The organism is Companilactobacillus halodurans, from assembly GCF_009600985.1.
Taxonomy (GTDB): Bacteria; Bacillota; Bacilli; order Lactobacillales; family Lactobacillaceae; genus Companilactobacillus; species Companilactobacillus halodurans.
The window spans coordinates 78601-92445 of sequence record NZ_VDFP01000007.1; the positions used below are offsets into that span (position 1 = coordinate 78601).

Annotated in this window: 16 protein-coding genes and 1 riboswitch; all 16 genes read left to right on the forward strand. The window is 35.5% G+C overall.

The annotated features are described in order from the left end of the window. The first annotated feature begins 4 nt into the window (after nucleotides 1-4). Complete coding sequence (locus FHL06_RS05105; RefSeq protein ID WP_337692532.1) at nucleotides 5-313, forward strand: YbaB/EbfC family nucleoid-associated protein; 309 nt, start codon at nucleotides 5-7, stop codon at nucleotides 311-313. Beyond that, a complete protein-coding gene (gene recR, locus FHL06_RS05110; protein ID WP_153385156.1) occupies nucleotides 313-912 on the forward strand; it encodes a recombination mediator RecR in 600 nt (199 codons plus the stop codon). The genes FHL06_RS05105 and recR overlap by 1 nt, the downstream gene beginning before the upstream one ends. Before the next feature lies 1 nt (nucleotide 913). Next, complete coding sequence (locus FHL06_RS05115; RefSeq protein ID WP_153385157.1) at nucleotides 914-1201, forward strand: DUF2508 family protein; 288 nt, start codon at nucleotides 914-916, stop codon at nucleotides 1199-1201. Between the two features lie 138 nt (nucleotides 1202-1339). After that, nucleotides 1340-1990 (forward strand): dTMP kinase, encoded by a 651-nt coding sequence (tmk, locus tag FHL06_RS05120; protein WP_153385158.1) that lies wholly within the window; start codon nucleotides 1340-1342, stop codon nucleotides 1988-1990. Between the two features lie 2 nt (nucleotides 1991-1992). Continuing rightward, on the forward strand, nucleotides 1993-2319 hold the full coding sequence (locus FHL06_RS05125; protein ID WP_153385159.1) for a cyclic-di-AMP receptor: 327 nt from the start codon (nucleotides 1993-1995) through the stop codon (nucleotides 2317-2319). Between the two features lie 2 nt (nucleotides 2320-2321). Beyond that, complete coding sequence (locus tag FHL06_RS05130; RefSeq protein ID WP_153385160.1) at nucleotides 2322-3275, forward strand: DNA polymerase III subunit delta'; 954 nt, start codon at nucleotides 2322-2324, stop codon at nucleotides 3273-3275. A gap of 11 nt (nucleotides 3276-3286) precedes the next feature. After that, complete coding sequence (locus FHL06_RS05135) at nucleotides 3287-3649, forward strand: initiation control protein YabA (RefSeq protein WP_153385161.1); 363 nt, start codon at nucleotides 3287-3289, stop codon at nucleotides 3647-3649. A 14-nt stretch (nucleotides 3650-3663) separates the two neighbouring features. After that, nucleotides 3664-4539, forward strand: coding sequence for a 16S rRNA (cytidine(1402)-2'-O)-methyltransferase (gene rsmI, locus FHL06_RS05140; protein WP_153385162.1), 876 nt, complete (start codon nucleotides 3664-3666; stop codon nucleotides 4537-4539). Beyond that, nucleotides 4539-5282: an acyl-ACP thioesterase domain-containing protein gene (locus tag FHL06_RS05145; RefSeq protein ID WP_162000300.1), complete on the forward strand. Its 744-nt coding sequence runs from the start codon at nucleotides 4539-4541 to the stop codon at nucleotides 5280-5282. Before rsmI ends, FHL06_RS05145 begins: the two co-directional genes overlap by 1 nt. Nucleotides 5283-5345: 63 nt before the next feature. Continuing rightward, a riboswitch (THF riboswitch) is annotated at nucleotides 5346-5440 on the forward strand. 58 nt (nucleotides 5441-5498) lie between these two features. Continuing rightward, nucleotides 5499-6026 carry a folate family ECF transporter S component gene (locus tag FHL06_RS05150; RefSeq protein ID WP_153385163.1) on the forward strand — a complete coding sequence of 176 codons (528 nt, stop codon included), beginning with the start codon at nucleotides 5499-5501 and terminating at the stop codon, nucleotides 6024-6026. Nucleotides 6027-6091: 65 nt separating this feature from the next. Then, a complete protein-coding gene (gene tsaB, locus FHL06_RS05155; protein ID WP_153385164.1) occupies nucleotides 6092-6814 on the forward strand; it encodes a tRNA (adenosine(37)-N6)-threonylcarbamoyltransferase complex dimerization subunit type 1 TsaB in 723 nt (240 codons plus the stop codon). Continuing rightward, nucleotides 6783-7328 carry a ribosomal protein S18-alanine N-acetyltransferase gene (gene rimI / locus FHL06_RS05160; RefSeq protein ID WP_238333964.1) on the forward strand — a complete coding sequence of 182 codons (546 nt, stop codon included), beginning with the start codon at nucleotides 6783-6785 and terminating at the stop codon, nucleotides 7326-7328. The genes tsaB and rimI overlap by 32 nt, the downstream gene beginning before the upstream one ends. Nucleotides 7329-7338: 10 nt before the next feature. Continuing rightward, a complete protein-coding gene (gene tsaD, locus FHL06_RS05165; RefSeq protein ID WP_337692530.1) occupies nucleotides 7339-8361 on the forward strand; it encodes a tRNA (adenosine(37)-N6)-threonylcarbamoyltransferase complex transferase subunit TsaD in 1023 nt (340 codons plus the stop codon). A 115-nt stretch (nucleotides 8362-8476) separates the two neighbouring features. Beyond that, on the forward strand, nucleotides 8477-8743 hold the full coding sequence (locus tag FHL06_RS05170; protein ID WP_153385165.1) for an ACT domain-containing protein: 267 nt from the start codon (nucleotides 8477-8479) through the stop codon (nucleotides 8741-8743). A 9-nt stretch (nucleotides 8744-8752) separates the two neighbouring features. Further along, nucleotides 8753-10096, forward strand: coding sequence for a PFL family protein (locus FHL06_RS05175; RefSeq protein WP_153385166.1), 1344 nt, complete (start codon nucleotides 8753-8755; stop codon nucleotides 10094-10096). Nucleotides 10097-10278: 182 nt separating this feature from the next. Then, nucleotides 10279-13677, forward strand: a complete 3399-nt coding sequence (gene cas9, locus FHL06_RS05180) for a type II CRISPR RNA-guided endonuclease Cas9 (RefSeq protein WP_153385167.1) — start codon at nucleotides 10279-10281, stop codon at nucleotides 13675-13677. The last annotated feature ends 168 nt before the right edge of the window (nucleotides 13678-13845 follow it).

The window sequence follows — 13845 nt, forward strand, 5'->3', positions numbered from 1 at the left end:
AAATATGGGTGGAATGGGTGGCAATATGGCCAACATTATGCGCCAAGCTCAAAAGATGCAAAAAGAAGTTCAATCAACTACTGAAGAACTCAACAAAACTGAATACACTGGTAAATCAGTTGACGATTTTGTGGTTGTGAAAGTTACTGGCGATAAAAAAATCGCTGATATGACAATCAGCGACAAGATTATTGATCCAGATGATCCTGATACTTTGCAAGATATGTTGATTGATGCTTTGAACAATGCTTTTGATGCTGTTGATAAAGATAAGCAAGAAAAATTAGGTAAATACACAAACGGGTTGATGTAATGAAATATCCAGAACCAATATCTAAATTAATTGATAGTTATATGATGTTACCAGGAATTGGTCGTAAAACCGCAACAAGGATGGCTTTTTTCACACTTGGTATGGATAAAGATCAGGTTAAGGAATTTGCTGATAATTTAATTTCCGCAAAAACTGACCTGAAATCTTGTAAAATCTGCGGCAATATTACTACAGAAGAGATTTGTCCTATTTGTAGCGATAAAAATCGCGACCAATCAACAATTTTAGTGGTTGAACAAGCCAAAGATATTATGTCACTAGACGATATGAACGGATATAACGGATTGTATCACGTGCTAGGAGGGGTTCTCTCACCAGTTGATGGGATTGGACCTGAAGACTTAAATATTAAGCTCTTACTAAATCGCTTGAAGGAGAACTCGCAGGTTAAAGAGTTGATCATCGCTACTAATGCCACTCCCGAGGGTGAAGCTACTGCCCAATACATAGCCAAATTAGTTAAGCCAGCAGGAATAAAAGTAACTAGATTAGCACATGGTTTAGCTGTCGGATCTGATATCGAATATGCAGATGAAATGACTCTAAAGAGTGCGGTTCTAGGTCGCAGGGAGATTTAACATGTTTGGTAGAAAAAAAGTAAGCGTCCAAAAAATGGAAGATGACCGTCTGTTAGATAATATTCATATTATCCAAACTAGAATTAGCAATAGAAAACGGATGATCAATAATTCAGTAGACGTTGATGAAACAACTCGAATCAAAATGAAATTAGATCAGTTGAAATATCAATACTTGTATTTAGAGGCAAGACGTCGAAAAGCTAAGGCTAAAGCAACTACGAATATTATCTTTGGTGATGAAGATACATTCTTGAAACAGCCTAGTCGCGCTGAAAAGCACTGGTAAAACAGAATTTTAAACTAAAGGACTATGGCGAGATAATTATCAGTCATAGTCCTTTTTTGAAACAGTGATTGCTTTAGAAAGTTTCATTTATTCTTGATTTCAAGTAAAATAGTAGTAACCATTAGGAGAATTAATTATATGTCAGGAATATTTATATCATTTGAAGGACCAGATGGAGCCGGTAAAACAACAGCTCTCAAGAAATTAATGCCACTTTTACAAGAAAAGACGAACAAAGAAATCGTACTTTCACGAGAACCAGGTGGCAGTTCCATTTCCGAAAAGATTCGTAAAATAATTTTGGATATTCATGATGAAGAAATGGATCCAAGAACAGAAGCACTTTTGTATGCAGCGTCTAGACGTCAGCATTTAATCGATGTTATTTTGCCAACCCTTGAAGCCGGTAAAATCATGCTCAGCGACCGTTTTGTCGATAGCTCGATTGCCTATCAAGGCGGTGGTCGTGAGATTGGTACTGAAGCTGTTTCTAAAATCAACGATTTTGCCATCGACGGACATTTGCCAGACTTGACGATTTACTTTGATATTTCGCCGGAAGTGGGATTATCAAGAATTAGAAAAGACCATGAGGGTCAGATGGATCGTTTGGAAAAGGAAAAACTGGATTTTCACAAGCGAGTTCACGCGTCTTATTTGGAAATAGTCAAAAATAATCCAGAACGAATCGTTACGATCGATGCTGACCAGGTACCAGAAAAAGTGGTAGCTGACGCATTAGAAGCTATTTTAAAGAGATTTCCAGAGATATTTAACGAAGGAGAATAACCATGAAATTAATTGTAGCCATAATTCAAGATAAGGACAGTCAACAATTACAAACCCAGCTTGTTAAAGATGGATTTAGAGCTACGCAGCTACCTTCAACTGGTGGTTTTCTTAAGGCCGGTAACTGTACTTTCTTGATTGGTGTCGATGATGAAAAAGTCGATGATGCCTTAGAAATCATCAAGAAAACTTGTCACACAAGATCACAATACGTTACGCCAACATTTCTTATGCCGGAAGCAGCTTCTAGCATGGGTGAACCAATTGAGGTTCAGGTTGGTGGAGCAACTTGTTTCATCGTACCTGTGGATAAATTTGTGAGATTTTAAAAATGGAGAATTTATTAGAAGAGCAGCCCAAAGTCGTGACTGAGTTTAAAAAAATAATTTCTTCAAAGATGTTATCGCATGCTTATTTGTTTGATAGTGCTTCATCAAAAATAAGACAGCAGATGGCTATTTGGCTTGCTCAAAGTCAATTTTGCGATAATTTGGTCGATGGAGCACCTGATCAAACTTGTCAAAAATGTCAGACGATTGCTTTGGGCGATAATCCCGATGTTTTAGAGGTCCAAACTGAAAAACAGAGCATTGGTGTCGACGATATTAAGTTTTTTAAAAAAGAAGCTAGTATGACAGCGACTCAAGGAAAACGCAGAATCCTAATCATCGATGAAGCTCAAAAGATGACTAATGCTGCCAGCAATAATCTGTTAAAGACGATTGAAGAACCTGAAGGCAATTTGATGATTATCCTCTTAGCCAGTTCAGCTAAACAATTGTTGCCGACGATTCAATCGCGTGTGCAAATTTTTCATTTGTCCAGTCAAAGCAATGAAGATGAAATCAACAGTTTGGTTGCGCAAGGGTTTAAAAAAGAGCAGGCACAAAAAGCTCTAAAAGTGACTGATATCAAATATTTGGAAAATTTTTCGAGTGAAAAATACCAAAGTTTGGTGACAGCTATCTCAAATTGGTTAGGTGAAGCTAACAAACAAAAAATAAATTGCTTTATTGATGTACAGACTGATATCATGCCTTTAATCGAGAATAAGGATCACCAACATTTAGTATTCGATATGTTGAATCAAATTTTTAGTGATATATTATCAATTAGGTACAATTTGAAAAAATCAACATTGACGTCGGTGGATATCTTGTCAAATAAGAGTATCAAACGGCTGGTAAAAATGTCCGATGAGTTATTCACAGCCGAACAAATGTGGAAAAGTAATGTATCGTTTCAAGCTATTTTAGAAGATTTGTCATTAAAATTTGTGGATTAGTAGGTGAAATTATGGCAGAGAAGGATTTATATGATGAATTTGAAACACTCACAAGTCAACTAAATGATATTAGTAAGAAAGTTTCTTTGCTTAAAGAAGAGTTATCCAGAAGTTTGGAAGAAAAAGAAGAGTTAAAGATGGAGAATCATAATCTTCGTAAGCATTTAGAAAAAATTGGTTATGAGGATAAAGATTTTAAAGGCAACACGCTTTCGGATTCACGTTTGAATCTTGAGAATTTGTATCGCAAAGGATTTCACGTTTGCCAACAATTCTATGGTACTCATAGAAAGAATAAAGAAGAATGCATCTTTTGTATGAATGTATTATATGGAAGCAACGGCAAAGGTAAGAGAAAAAAAGCTATTAGATAAGGGGAGCTATTTGAATGAAGGAACAAAGGAGTTTTGTTGATAATTCGAAGGGCTGCCTTTTTTTAGTGCCAACGCCAATTGGCAATTTAGAAGACATGACTTTTCGAGCTGTCGACACGTTAAAAGCAGTGGATTTAGTTGCTGCTGAAGACACCCGTAATACTAAGAATTTATTGAATCATTTTGAAATACCAACAGAATTAATAAGTTTTCATGAACATAATACTGCACAGCGTATTCCAGAATTAATTGAAAAAATGAATGATGGTGTAAAAATTGCCCAGGTCAGCGATGCAGGCGCACCTTCGATCAGTGACCCAGGTAAGGAATTGGTCAAAGCTGCTATTAAAGAAGATATTCCAGTAGTCCCATTACCAGGAGCCACTGCATCAGTCACAGCTTTAATTGCCTCAGGAATTGCACCGCAGCCATTTTATTTCTATGGATTTTTACCACGTAAGGGTAAGGAAAGAACTGAAGCTCTCTATGATTTGGCTAAGAGAAAAGAAACAACGATTGTTTATGAATCGCCTTATCGAGTTAAAAAAACAGTTCAGGATTTAATCGATAATTTTGGAGAAAATCGTCAGATTACTTTAGCTCGAGAATTGACGAAAATTCATGAAGCTTTCTTACGTGGAAGTCTGAAACAGGTTGCACAGTATTATCAAGAAAATGATCCCAAAGGCGAATATGTTTTGATAATTGCTGGTAAACCAGAAGAAGTTGCCACAAAAGTTCAATCAAACGATGAATTGATTACAGCAGTGGATAAATTAGTTGACCAAGGAAAAAAGCCCAATAAGGCCATTAAAGAAGTCGCCAATCACAACGGCTTAAAGAAACAAGATGTTTATAACCTTTATCACGGAATTGGAGAAGAAGAATAGTGGCAGAAAGAGAAACATTTTCATTAGAACAAGAAGTACCTTATTATTTTGCCAATTTAACTGGTGACATTCGGATGTCAGCCTTGATTGACTTATTGCTTTTGACCTCAGAAAAACAACTGCACCAAGCTGATGCTGACAGTACCGAAATGGTGCAAAATAATGGCTTAGGCTGGGTTGTTGTCCAATACCATATGGACATTAAGCAAATGCCAAAGTTAGGTCAGAAGTTAAAAATCACTACGCAAGCAACGACTTATAATAAGTACTTTTTCTATCGTGATTTTTGGGTTGAAGATGAAGCTGGCAATAAGATAGTTACTGCTAACAGTGCTTTTGTTTTGATTGATCTCAAAGAGCGTAAGATTGTCAGTGCCACCGATAGATTGGATAATAAATTTGGTGCAGAAGAAGTCAACAAAATTCAACGTTTTGCTCGTTTGAGAGAACCTAAGGATTATGACTTCGAGCAAGCTCAACACATCGGTTATTACAATATTGATGTTAATAAACATGTTAATAATTCATATTATTTTGATTGGATGATTGACACCTTAAATCTTGATTTCATTGCTACTCATCATATCAAGACGATGGATATTAAATATGAAAAAGAATTGAATATCAATAGTAAGCCAGTCGCATTTGCTAAAGTAGATAATACGAACAATAAATCTATTCATTGGATTAAGAGTGGTGAAGTACTGAACGTTATAGCTGAATTCACATGGGAAAATAAATAATTTACAGCAAAACTACTTGTTTACTGAAAGAAAAGTGATACTATATACAGGTACTAAAAAATATTTGGGGTAGGATTCAAGGCGTCAAGTGCCGATGGAACGGAATGTGAACGTCGGACAAAGAGTTTTCTCGCGATCTTGTTTCCGCATTCGCCACTTTATATATGTCTCTTTTTGCCTATATCTGGTGGCAGCTCCGTTTAGGAGATGTCGATTATGAACAGTAGTAGAAGTACCGTAATTAGCGTTCAAGAAATCACTTGGATGGCGTTGTTGATAGCATTACAAATGGTGTTATCGAAATTATCAATAGGTAGCAATACCCTCAAGGTAGGTTTCAGCTTTATCGCTATTGGATTGTTAGGTTATTATTTTGGACCATTTAAGGCAGCTATTGCCAACGTATTGGCTGATATCATCAGTAATACAGTTTTGCCATCAGCTGGCGGATTTTTCTGGGGATTCACATTCTCAGCTTTAGTTGCCGGAGTTATCTATGGATTCATGTTATACAACCATAAAGTTACGCTTTGGAGAGCTTTTGTAACAGTTTTCCTGATTACTTTAATTGTTAATACGGGTTTAAATACCTTGTGGATTCACATGATGACTAATGTACCGTACATAGCTTTGTTGGTTCCAAGACTTGTAAAAGAGGCTTTCAGCTTGATTTATCAAACTGGTCTTTTATACATCGTGCTCAAATGGATTGATAATTCGAAATTTAAGAAAATCGGCTTGTAGGTCGATTTTTTTTTTGACTAAAATTTCTGTGTTAGAATAGGTTTTATTAAGAATGAGGGATAAATATGAAAATATTAGCTTTTGATACATCTAACAAGCCGCTATCCGTTGCTGTTGTAGTGGATGGTAAGACCTTGGCACATATTGAGTCGACTGAAAAAAAGACTCATAGTATTACAATTTTGCCAGATATTAAAAAAACTTTACAAGAATCTAATTTAACGATAAAAGATATTGATTTGATTGCTGTTGCTAAAGGACCTGGTTCTTATACTGGCGTCAGATTGGCTGTGACAGTGGCTAAGACTTTAGCTGATACTTTGGATAAGCCTTTAGTAGGAGTTTCTAGTTTAGAAGTTCTGGCTGCTAATGGGGAAGAAAGCCATATTCTCGTACCATTGATGGATGCTAGAAATGACAATGCCTTTGCTGGCGTTTACCAAGTAAAGAATCAAAAATTAGAAAATATCAGTGAGGATCGTCACACATCAATGGCTGACCTGTTGGATTCCTTGCAAAAATATAATCAATCAGACTTAGAATTTATTAACGCTACACCTAGGTTACAAGAATTAATTCAAGATCAATTTCCTAATGCCAAAATTTTAAAGAGTGAAAATTCATTGCCAGATGCCGCTAAATTAGCTAAGTTAGCCCAAACAACTAAACCAGTTGAAAATGTGGATGACTTTATACCAACTTACTTACGTTTAACGCAAGCCGAACACGATTGGTATGCTAAAGGGCATAAGGACGATGGCAATGTTTCTTATGTTGAAGAAGTTTAGGAGCTTCTTTTCCAGCAAAACTCCGAAATTTGATTTTGAAGAGCAAGTAGTTACAGTAGAAGACCAAAAATTTGATTTAAGAAAAGCCCTTCCTAAAGACGCTATCGAGTATATGAAGATTCAAGAAACAATCTATCCGATACCAGTACCATGGCCAATGGATATCGTCGAAATGGAAATTGGCAATAAAAAAGCCTTATACCTATCACTCGTTGATGGGGAGGATGTCATTGCTTTTATTGGCATTGCCCTCAGTGACAAAGTTGAGTCGCATGTAACCAATTTAGCTGTGCACGTCGATTATCAAAAAATGGGAATCGGCCATTTATTGATGAATCAAGCCTTTAAATATTGTCGAGACCGTAAATTTAAAAAAATGTCTCTAGAAGTTGATGTGACCAACAAGCCGGCACTTGCGTTGTATGAAGCTTTTGGATTTAAAGTAAAAACAGTACATAAAAAGTATTATTTCAGAAATCATCACGACGCATTAGAAATGATGGTTGATTTGTAAGGAGAAAATTGTGAAAAAGGATACACTAATAATGTCATTTGAAAGTAGCTGCGATGAAACATCAGTAGCTATTATTAAAAATGGCAATGAAATATTATCTAACATCATTGCTACACAAATAAAGAGTCACCAACGATTTGGCGGCGTCGTACCCGAAGTTGCCAGTCGTCACCACGTTGAAGAAATCACAAAATGTATCAATTTAGCTTTAGACGAAGCTAAAGTTACGTATGCAGACCTTGATGCTGTAGCAGTAACTTACGGTCCTGGCTTAGTTGGTTCATTATTGATTGGCATCATGGCTGCAAAGACAATTGCTTTTGCTCATGATTTGCCTTTGATTAAAGTTAACCATTTAGCTGGACACATTTATTCAGCTAATTTTGTGGCCGATTTACAATATCCATTCATGTCGTTGTTGGTTTCAGGTGGACACACTGAGTTAGTCTTAGTAACAGCACCTGGAGAATTCCGTACGCTTGGCGATACACGTGATGACGCTGTTGGAGAAGCTTATGACAAAATCGGTCGCGTGTTGGGAATCAATTATCCAGCTGGAAAACAAGTTGACCAAATGGCTGCAGTTGGTAAGGATACATTTAACTTCCCAAGAGCAATGGTGCAAGAAGATAACCTCGACTTCAGTTTCAGTGGTTTGAAGAGTGCCTTCATTAATACTGTTCACCATGCTGATCAAGTGCATGAAGAGTTGGATAAAAATGATTTAGCTGCTAGTTTTCAAGGCGCAGTACTCGATATCTTGAGTAACAAGACCTTTAGAGCTTTGAAACAACATCCAGTTAAGCAGTTAGTTGTTGGCGGGGGCGTTTCAGCTAACCAAGGATTGCGCAAACGTTTGGCTGCAGAAATCAAGAAACGCAATTTGGATTTGGAATTGATTTTCCCACCATTAAGACTTTGTGGCGATAACGCGGCGATGATCGGTGCAATGGCGCAAATCCAATATGACAAACAAGATTTTGCTGATTTAGACTTGAATGCTGATCCTAGTTTAGATTTTGATATGGAATAAGAATAATTATACGAAGAGATTATGAGATAATTCTTAATCTCTTTTTAATTTGCCTTGTTTGAGATTAAAACTTCGTTTATGATTATTACAAACTTTATGAAAACGAGGGATCACTATGAAGGCAATTCTGACAGTATTAGGTCATGACCATGTAGGTATCGTAGCGAAGGTTTCTAATAAATTAGCAGAACTTAATGTTAATATTATTGATATTTCGCAAACTTTAATGCATGAGAATTTTACCATGATGATGATGGTGACATTAGATGATGCCACTAACTTTGATACGGTTCAAAGTAATTTAAAAGATTTAAGCAAAGAAACTGGTTTGGATATTCGTATTCAACGCCAAGAAATTTTTGATGCAATTCAAAAACTTTAGGAGGGTCCCATGGAAACTAATTCGATTTTAGAAACAATTGATATGATTTCTAAAGAAAAACTAGATATTAGGACAATTACAATGGGGATTTCCTTATTTGATTGTATCGATAGCGATGGTAAAAAGGCTCGTCAAAAAATTTATGATAAATTGACGACTAAGGCAAAAGACTTAGTTAAGGTAGCTAATAAGATTGAAACTGAATACGGTATTCCCATCGTCAATAAACGAATTTCAGTGACGCCAATTTCAATGATTGCGGCGGCTTCAGATGATAAAGATTATGTCGCTTATGCTAAGACGATGGATAAGGCAGCTCAAGATATTGGAGTTGACTTGATTGGTGGCTTTTCAGCATTAGTTCAAAAGGGCTATCAAACTGGCGACACTAAATTGATTGCATCTATTCCAGAAGCTTTAGCTCAAACCAGTAGAGTCTGTAGTTCGGTCAACGTTGGTTCAACTCGCTCAGGGATAAATCTTGATGCGGTTAAACAAATGGGAACAGTTATCAAAGATTTGGCCAAAGATGATCCGGTTAATTGTATGAGCTTAGTTGTTTTCGCCAATGCGGTTGAGGACAATCCCTTTATGGCGGGGGCGTTTCATGGCGTTGGAGAGGCCGACTGCGTAATTAACGTTGGTATCAGTGGCCCTGGCGTGGTCAAAACAGCTTTGGAACATGTCAAAGGACAACCAATCGATGTTGTTTCTGAAACTATCAAGAAGACGACTTTTAAGGTAACTAGAATGGGTCAATTCGTTGGAAACATTGCTTCAAAAGCTCTCGGCGTTCCTTTTGGCATTGTTGACTTGTCGCTAGCGCCTACTCCTAACGAAGGGGACTCTGTTGCTGAAATCTTGGAAGAGATTGGCTTAGAAAGCGTTGGTGCTCCAGGAACTACTGCTGCTTTGGCATTATTGAACGATGCTGTTAAAAAGGGTGGCGTCATGGCTTGTGAACACGTTGGTGGTTTATCAGGTGCCTTTATTCCTATTTCAGAAGATAATGAAATGATCCGTGCTGTCAGTGCTGGTAATTTGAATATTGAAAAACTTGAAGCAATGACTGCTGTTTGTTCAGTTGGTTTAGATATGATTGCCATTCCTGGCGATACGACTGCGGAAACAATCAGTGGGATGATTGCTGATGAAGCTTCAATTGGTGTCATCAATAATAAGACGACTGCTGTTAGAATCATTCCCGCTACTGGCAAGAGCGTTGGGGATGAAGTTGAATTTGGAGGACTCTTTGGAAAAGCTCCCGTTATGGCAGTTAATACTAATAGTCCAGCTGATTTTATTCACCGTGGTGGAAGAATTCCTTCACCTATTCACTCGTTTAAAAACTAGAATAAATTAGAAAAGCCTCAAGAATCAGTTTTGAAACTGGTTTTTGAGGTTTTTATTTGGCTGGAAAAATATTGAATTAAGTACAAAATGTCTATAAAAAGGCTCCGAATTAGAAATCAATATGATATATTTTAGTTAGTGATTTATTTAATTTGTATTGATATTGAAGCGGGGATATAAAAATGACAGATAGAATTAGTTTAGGATTAGATATTGGTGTTGCATCGGTCGGATTTAGTGTTTTGGATATCGATAAGGGGAAAGTACTTGAATTAGGCTCAAGACTGTTCAATTCTAAAATTGCTGAAGAGAATCAAACACGTCGTGACATGCGAGGTTCGAGAAGACTTTTGAATCGGAATAAGCAACGTCGTGAAGATACAGCTAAGTTATTTGAACGATTTGGTTTAATGCCTAATTTTAACAAAAATGATTATTTTGAAGAATTTAATGATAATTTAAATCCTTATGAATTAAGAGTTAAGGGCTTAATGCAACAGTTAACTAAAAAAGAGTTAGCGCAAAGTCTGTATCATCTAGTTAAACGTCGAGGAATCAGTTATGACTTGAAAGATGCTGACGTTGAAGGCGATAGTTCAGGAACTGATTATTCAGCCAGTTTAAGAATAAATAATCAAGAATTGAAGTCTCAAACTCCTGCACAAATTCAATTGGATAGATTGAATAAATTGGGTGCCGTTCGTGGTAAAGTCGTTGTTGGCAATGACGTGGAGCAACAAAAGGTGTTATTGAATGTTTTTCCCAACAAAGCTTACGAAAAAGAAGCCAAACAGATTATTCAAAAACAGCGTGAATTTTATCCAGAAATTTTGACTGATCAATTTGAAAAAGATTATTGTGAAATTTTAACTAGAAAAAGAGATTATTTTGTCGGTCCGGGAAGTCCCAAAGCAAGAACCGATTATGGAATTTACAAAAAAGATGGCAGAACGCTAAATAATTTATTTGAAGAACTAATTGGACACGATAAAATTTATCCAGAAGAATTGAGAGCTTCAGCTGCTTCATACACCGCTCAATTATTTAATGTTTTAAATGACTTAAATAATTTAAGAATCTTGAATTATGAAGATGAAAAATTAACCAAAGAAGATAAAGAAAAAATAATTTCTGAGTTGAAGACTAGCGTTAAAACTGTCAGCATGATTCCTTTGATTAAAAAAATAACTGGTTGCGAAAAGGAAGATATTAAGGGATTTAGAACTGATTCCAAAGATAAGCCAGAAATCAGCTCGATGAAAATCTACCGAAAAGTGCATAAAGATTTCTTGAACCAAGGGATTGATATTAGTGATTGGCCAGTCGATTTTCTTAATCGATTAAGTTTTATCTTGACATTAAATACCGAAAACGGTGAAATCAGAAAGCAACTCAATAATCAATTAGCTCCTGATTTTGATTTCTTAGATGCTGATTTGATTCAGACAATAATCAATCATAAAGATAGTTTTGAAATCAAAACGAATAATAAGTGGCATCGTTTTTCTGTTAAGACAATGAATCGTTTGATTCCAGAGATGATAGAACGTCCAATTGAACAAATGACATTGTTGAATGAACTAGGGCTAGTCAAAAAAGATACCAAACGATTTAAAGATGACAAATATTTGCCATATAGAGAAATAATGCAAGATATTTTTAATCCGGTTGCTGCCAAGTCAGTTCGTGAAGCCTTGAAAATTGTTAATGCTGTTTTGAAAAAGTATGGTCATATCGACTATTTAGTTGTAGAAATGCCTCGAGATAAAAATCTTAAAGAAGAAAAAGATAACATCGAAGCCTTTCAAAAAGAAAATAAGAATAAAAAAGATCAAGCCTATCAAGAATTCGTTGCTTCAATTGGTAATGAAAAGACTGTTAAAATTGCTTTGAGTAAGAGTCGAAAATTACAAACAGAAATTAGACTCTGGTATCAACAAGATAAAATTGATCCATATAATAACCAACCGATTCATGCAATCGATTTGATTGAAAATCCTGATAAGTTTGAAATTGACCATATTATTCCACAATCGATTTCATTTGATGATAGTTTGAACAATAAGACGCTTTGTTTTGCATCCATGAATCAAATTAAGGCACAAAAAACGCCATTTGAATTTATGAATGAGGGTCATGGATTAAACTTTGACACTTTCAAAACCATTATTTTGAAAAATAAAAAATTCGGTAAAAATAAACGTCAAAACTATTTGTTCTCTGAAAATGTCAGCGATATTGAAACCAGAAAGAGATTTATTTCGAGAAACTTAGTTGATACTAGATATTCATCTCGAGTAGTTTTGAATAGCTTACAAGAATTTTTCAAAGAAAAAGATGGAGATACCAAAGTCACAGTTATTCGTGGAAAATTCACATCTAATATGAGAAAACACTGGCATATTGATAAAACTAGAGATACCTTCCATCATCATGCAATTGATGCTTCAATCATCGCTTCAACGCCATTCTTAAATATTTGGAAAAAATCAGGCAGTATTTTCCCAGTTAAGGTCAATGAAGAGTCCATTGATATTGAAACTGGAGAAATTTTAGACGATAAGGAATTTGATAAGAATCTGTATGAGCAACCATACAATGGTTTTGTTTCTGAAATAATGAATGCAGATGATCGAATTAAATTCTCACATCAAGTTGATAAGAAGACGAACCGTAAAGTTAGTGATGCCACAATTTACTCCACACGTTCAGGCCAACTTGCAAAGGATAAAAAGCCATCAGAATATATTGTGGCAAAAGTAAAGGATATTTATTCGACCGATGGCTACAAAGCCTTTGATAAAGTTTATAAAAAAGACAAAACTAAATTCTTATTAGCTAAATATGACCCTAGAAGTTTTGAACGTCTTGAAAAGATATTGGAACAATATCCTGATAAAATCGATCAAGTTCAAAATAATGGGAAAGTTAAGTCAGTTGCAATCAGTCCGTTTGAACTTTATCGTCGTGATCACGGGATGGTTCAAAAGTACTCCAAGAAAGGCAATGGTCCTGTAATTAAACAACTCAAGTATTTGGATAAGAAATTGGGTTCTCATATTGATATCACGCCTAAGAATGCTAATAACAAACATGTAATTTTACAGTCTTTAAAACCTTGGAGAACTGATGTTTATCTCAACCATGAAACTGGTGAATATGAAATCATGGGTATTAAATATTCAGATTTGAAATTCAATAGTCAAGAAGGATATGGCATAAAGAAGGGGAAGTACTTAGAAATAAAGCAAAGAGAAAAAGTTGCTGATGATTCAGAGTTTATGTTTAGTTTGTACAGAAAAGATAGGATTAAAGTTCAAAATACGGAAACTGATGAGTCAGTGGAATTATTGTTCTGGTCCCGTACAATGGATTCACAGAAAGGATATGTGGAATTAAAACCTATAAGTAGATTTGATAATGGAGAAACGATTTATCCAATATATGGTCATACTAAAGGACGACTATTAAAAAGGTTAGTTCCCAAAAATTGTAAAATATGGAAAGCAAACACTGATATATTAGGCAATCCATTCTATATAAAAAAAGAGACAGATAGTCCTAAAAATATACTTGATTAATGTTTCACATGTGATATTATTCTATATGTAAGGGACGCCTTATATGTTTGAACGTTCATTCGCTTAAAGTTTTAGTTTTATCGTTTCTAAATCTTTAAGGATCTACAAAAATAAGGATTTATTCCGAATTTACCACCTATTTTAAATAGGTGGTTTTTTTTTCGAAAA

Bases quoted from the DNA above. Each gene is read 5' to 3' on its own strand.
- FHL06_RS05170 (WP_153385165.1), top strand. From the start codon at position 8,477: ATGAAGGCAATTCTGACAGTATTAGGTCATGACCATGTAGGTATCGTA.
- FHL06_RS05130 (WP_153385160.1), top strand. From the start codon at position 2,322: ATGGAGAATTTATTAGAAGAGCAGCCCAAAGTCGTGACTGAGTTTAAA.
- rimI (WP_238333964.1), top strand. From the start codon at position 6,783: ATGGCAATGTTTCTTATGTTGAAGAAGTTTAGGAGCTTCTTTTCCAGC.
- FHL06_RS05105 (WP_337692532.1), top strand. From the start codon at position 5: ATGGGTGGAATGGGTGGCAATATGGCCAACATTATGCGCCAAGCTCAA.
- cas9 (WP_153385167.1), top strand. From the start codon at position 10,279: ATGACAGATAGAATTAGTTTAGGATTAGATATTGGTGTTGCATCGGTC.
- FHL06_RS05150 (WP_153385163.1), top strand. From the start codon at position 5,499: ATGAACAGTAGTAGAAGTACCGTAATTAGCGTTCAAGAAATCACTTGG.
- FHL06_RS05135 (WP_153385161.1), top strand. From the start codon at position 3,287: ATGGCAGAGAAGGATTTATATGATGAATTTGAAACACTCACAAGTCAA.
- rsmI (WP_153385162.1), top strand. From the start codon at position 3,664: ATGAAGGAACAAAGGAGTTTTGTTGATAATTCGAAGGGCTGCCTTTTT.
- tsaB (WP_153385164.1), top strand. From the start codon at position 6,092: ATGAAAATATTAGCTTTTGATACATCTAACAAGCCGCTATCCGTTGCT.
- FHL06_RS05175 (WP_153385166.1), top strand. From the start codon at position 8,753: ATGGAAACTAATTCGATTTTAGAAACAATTGATATGATTTCTAAAGAA.
- FHL06_RS05115 (WP_153385157.1), top strand. From the start codon at position 914: ATGTTTGGTAGAAAAAAAGTAAGCGTCCAAAAAATGGAAGATGACCGT.
- tmk (WP_153385158.1), top strand. From the start codon at position 1,340: ATGTCAGGAATATTTATATCATTTGAAGGACCAGATGGAGCCGGTAAA.
- FHL06_RS05125 (WP_153385159.1), top strand. From the start codon at position 1,993: ATGAAATTAATTGTAGCCATAATTCAAGATAAGGACAGTCAACAATTA.
- recR (WP_153385156.1), top strand. From the start codon at position 313: ATGAAATATCCAGAACCAATATCTAAATTAATTGATAGTTATATGATG.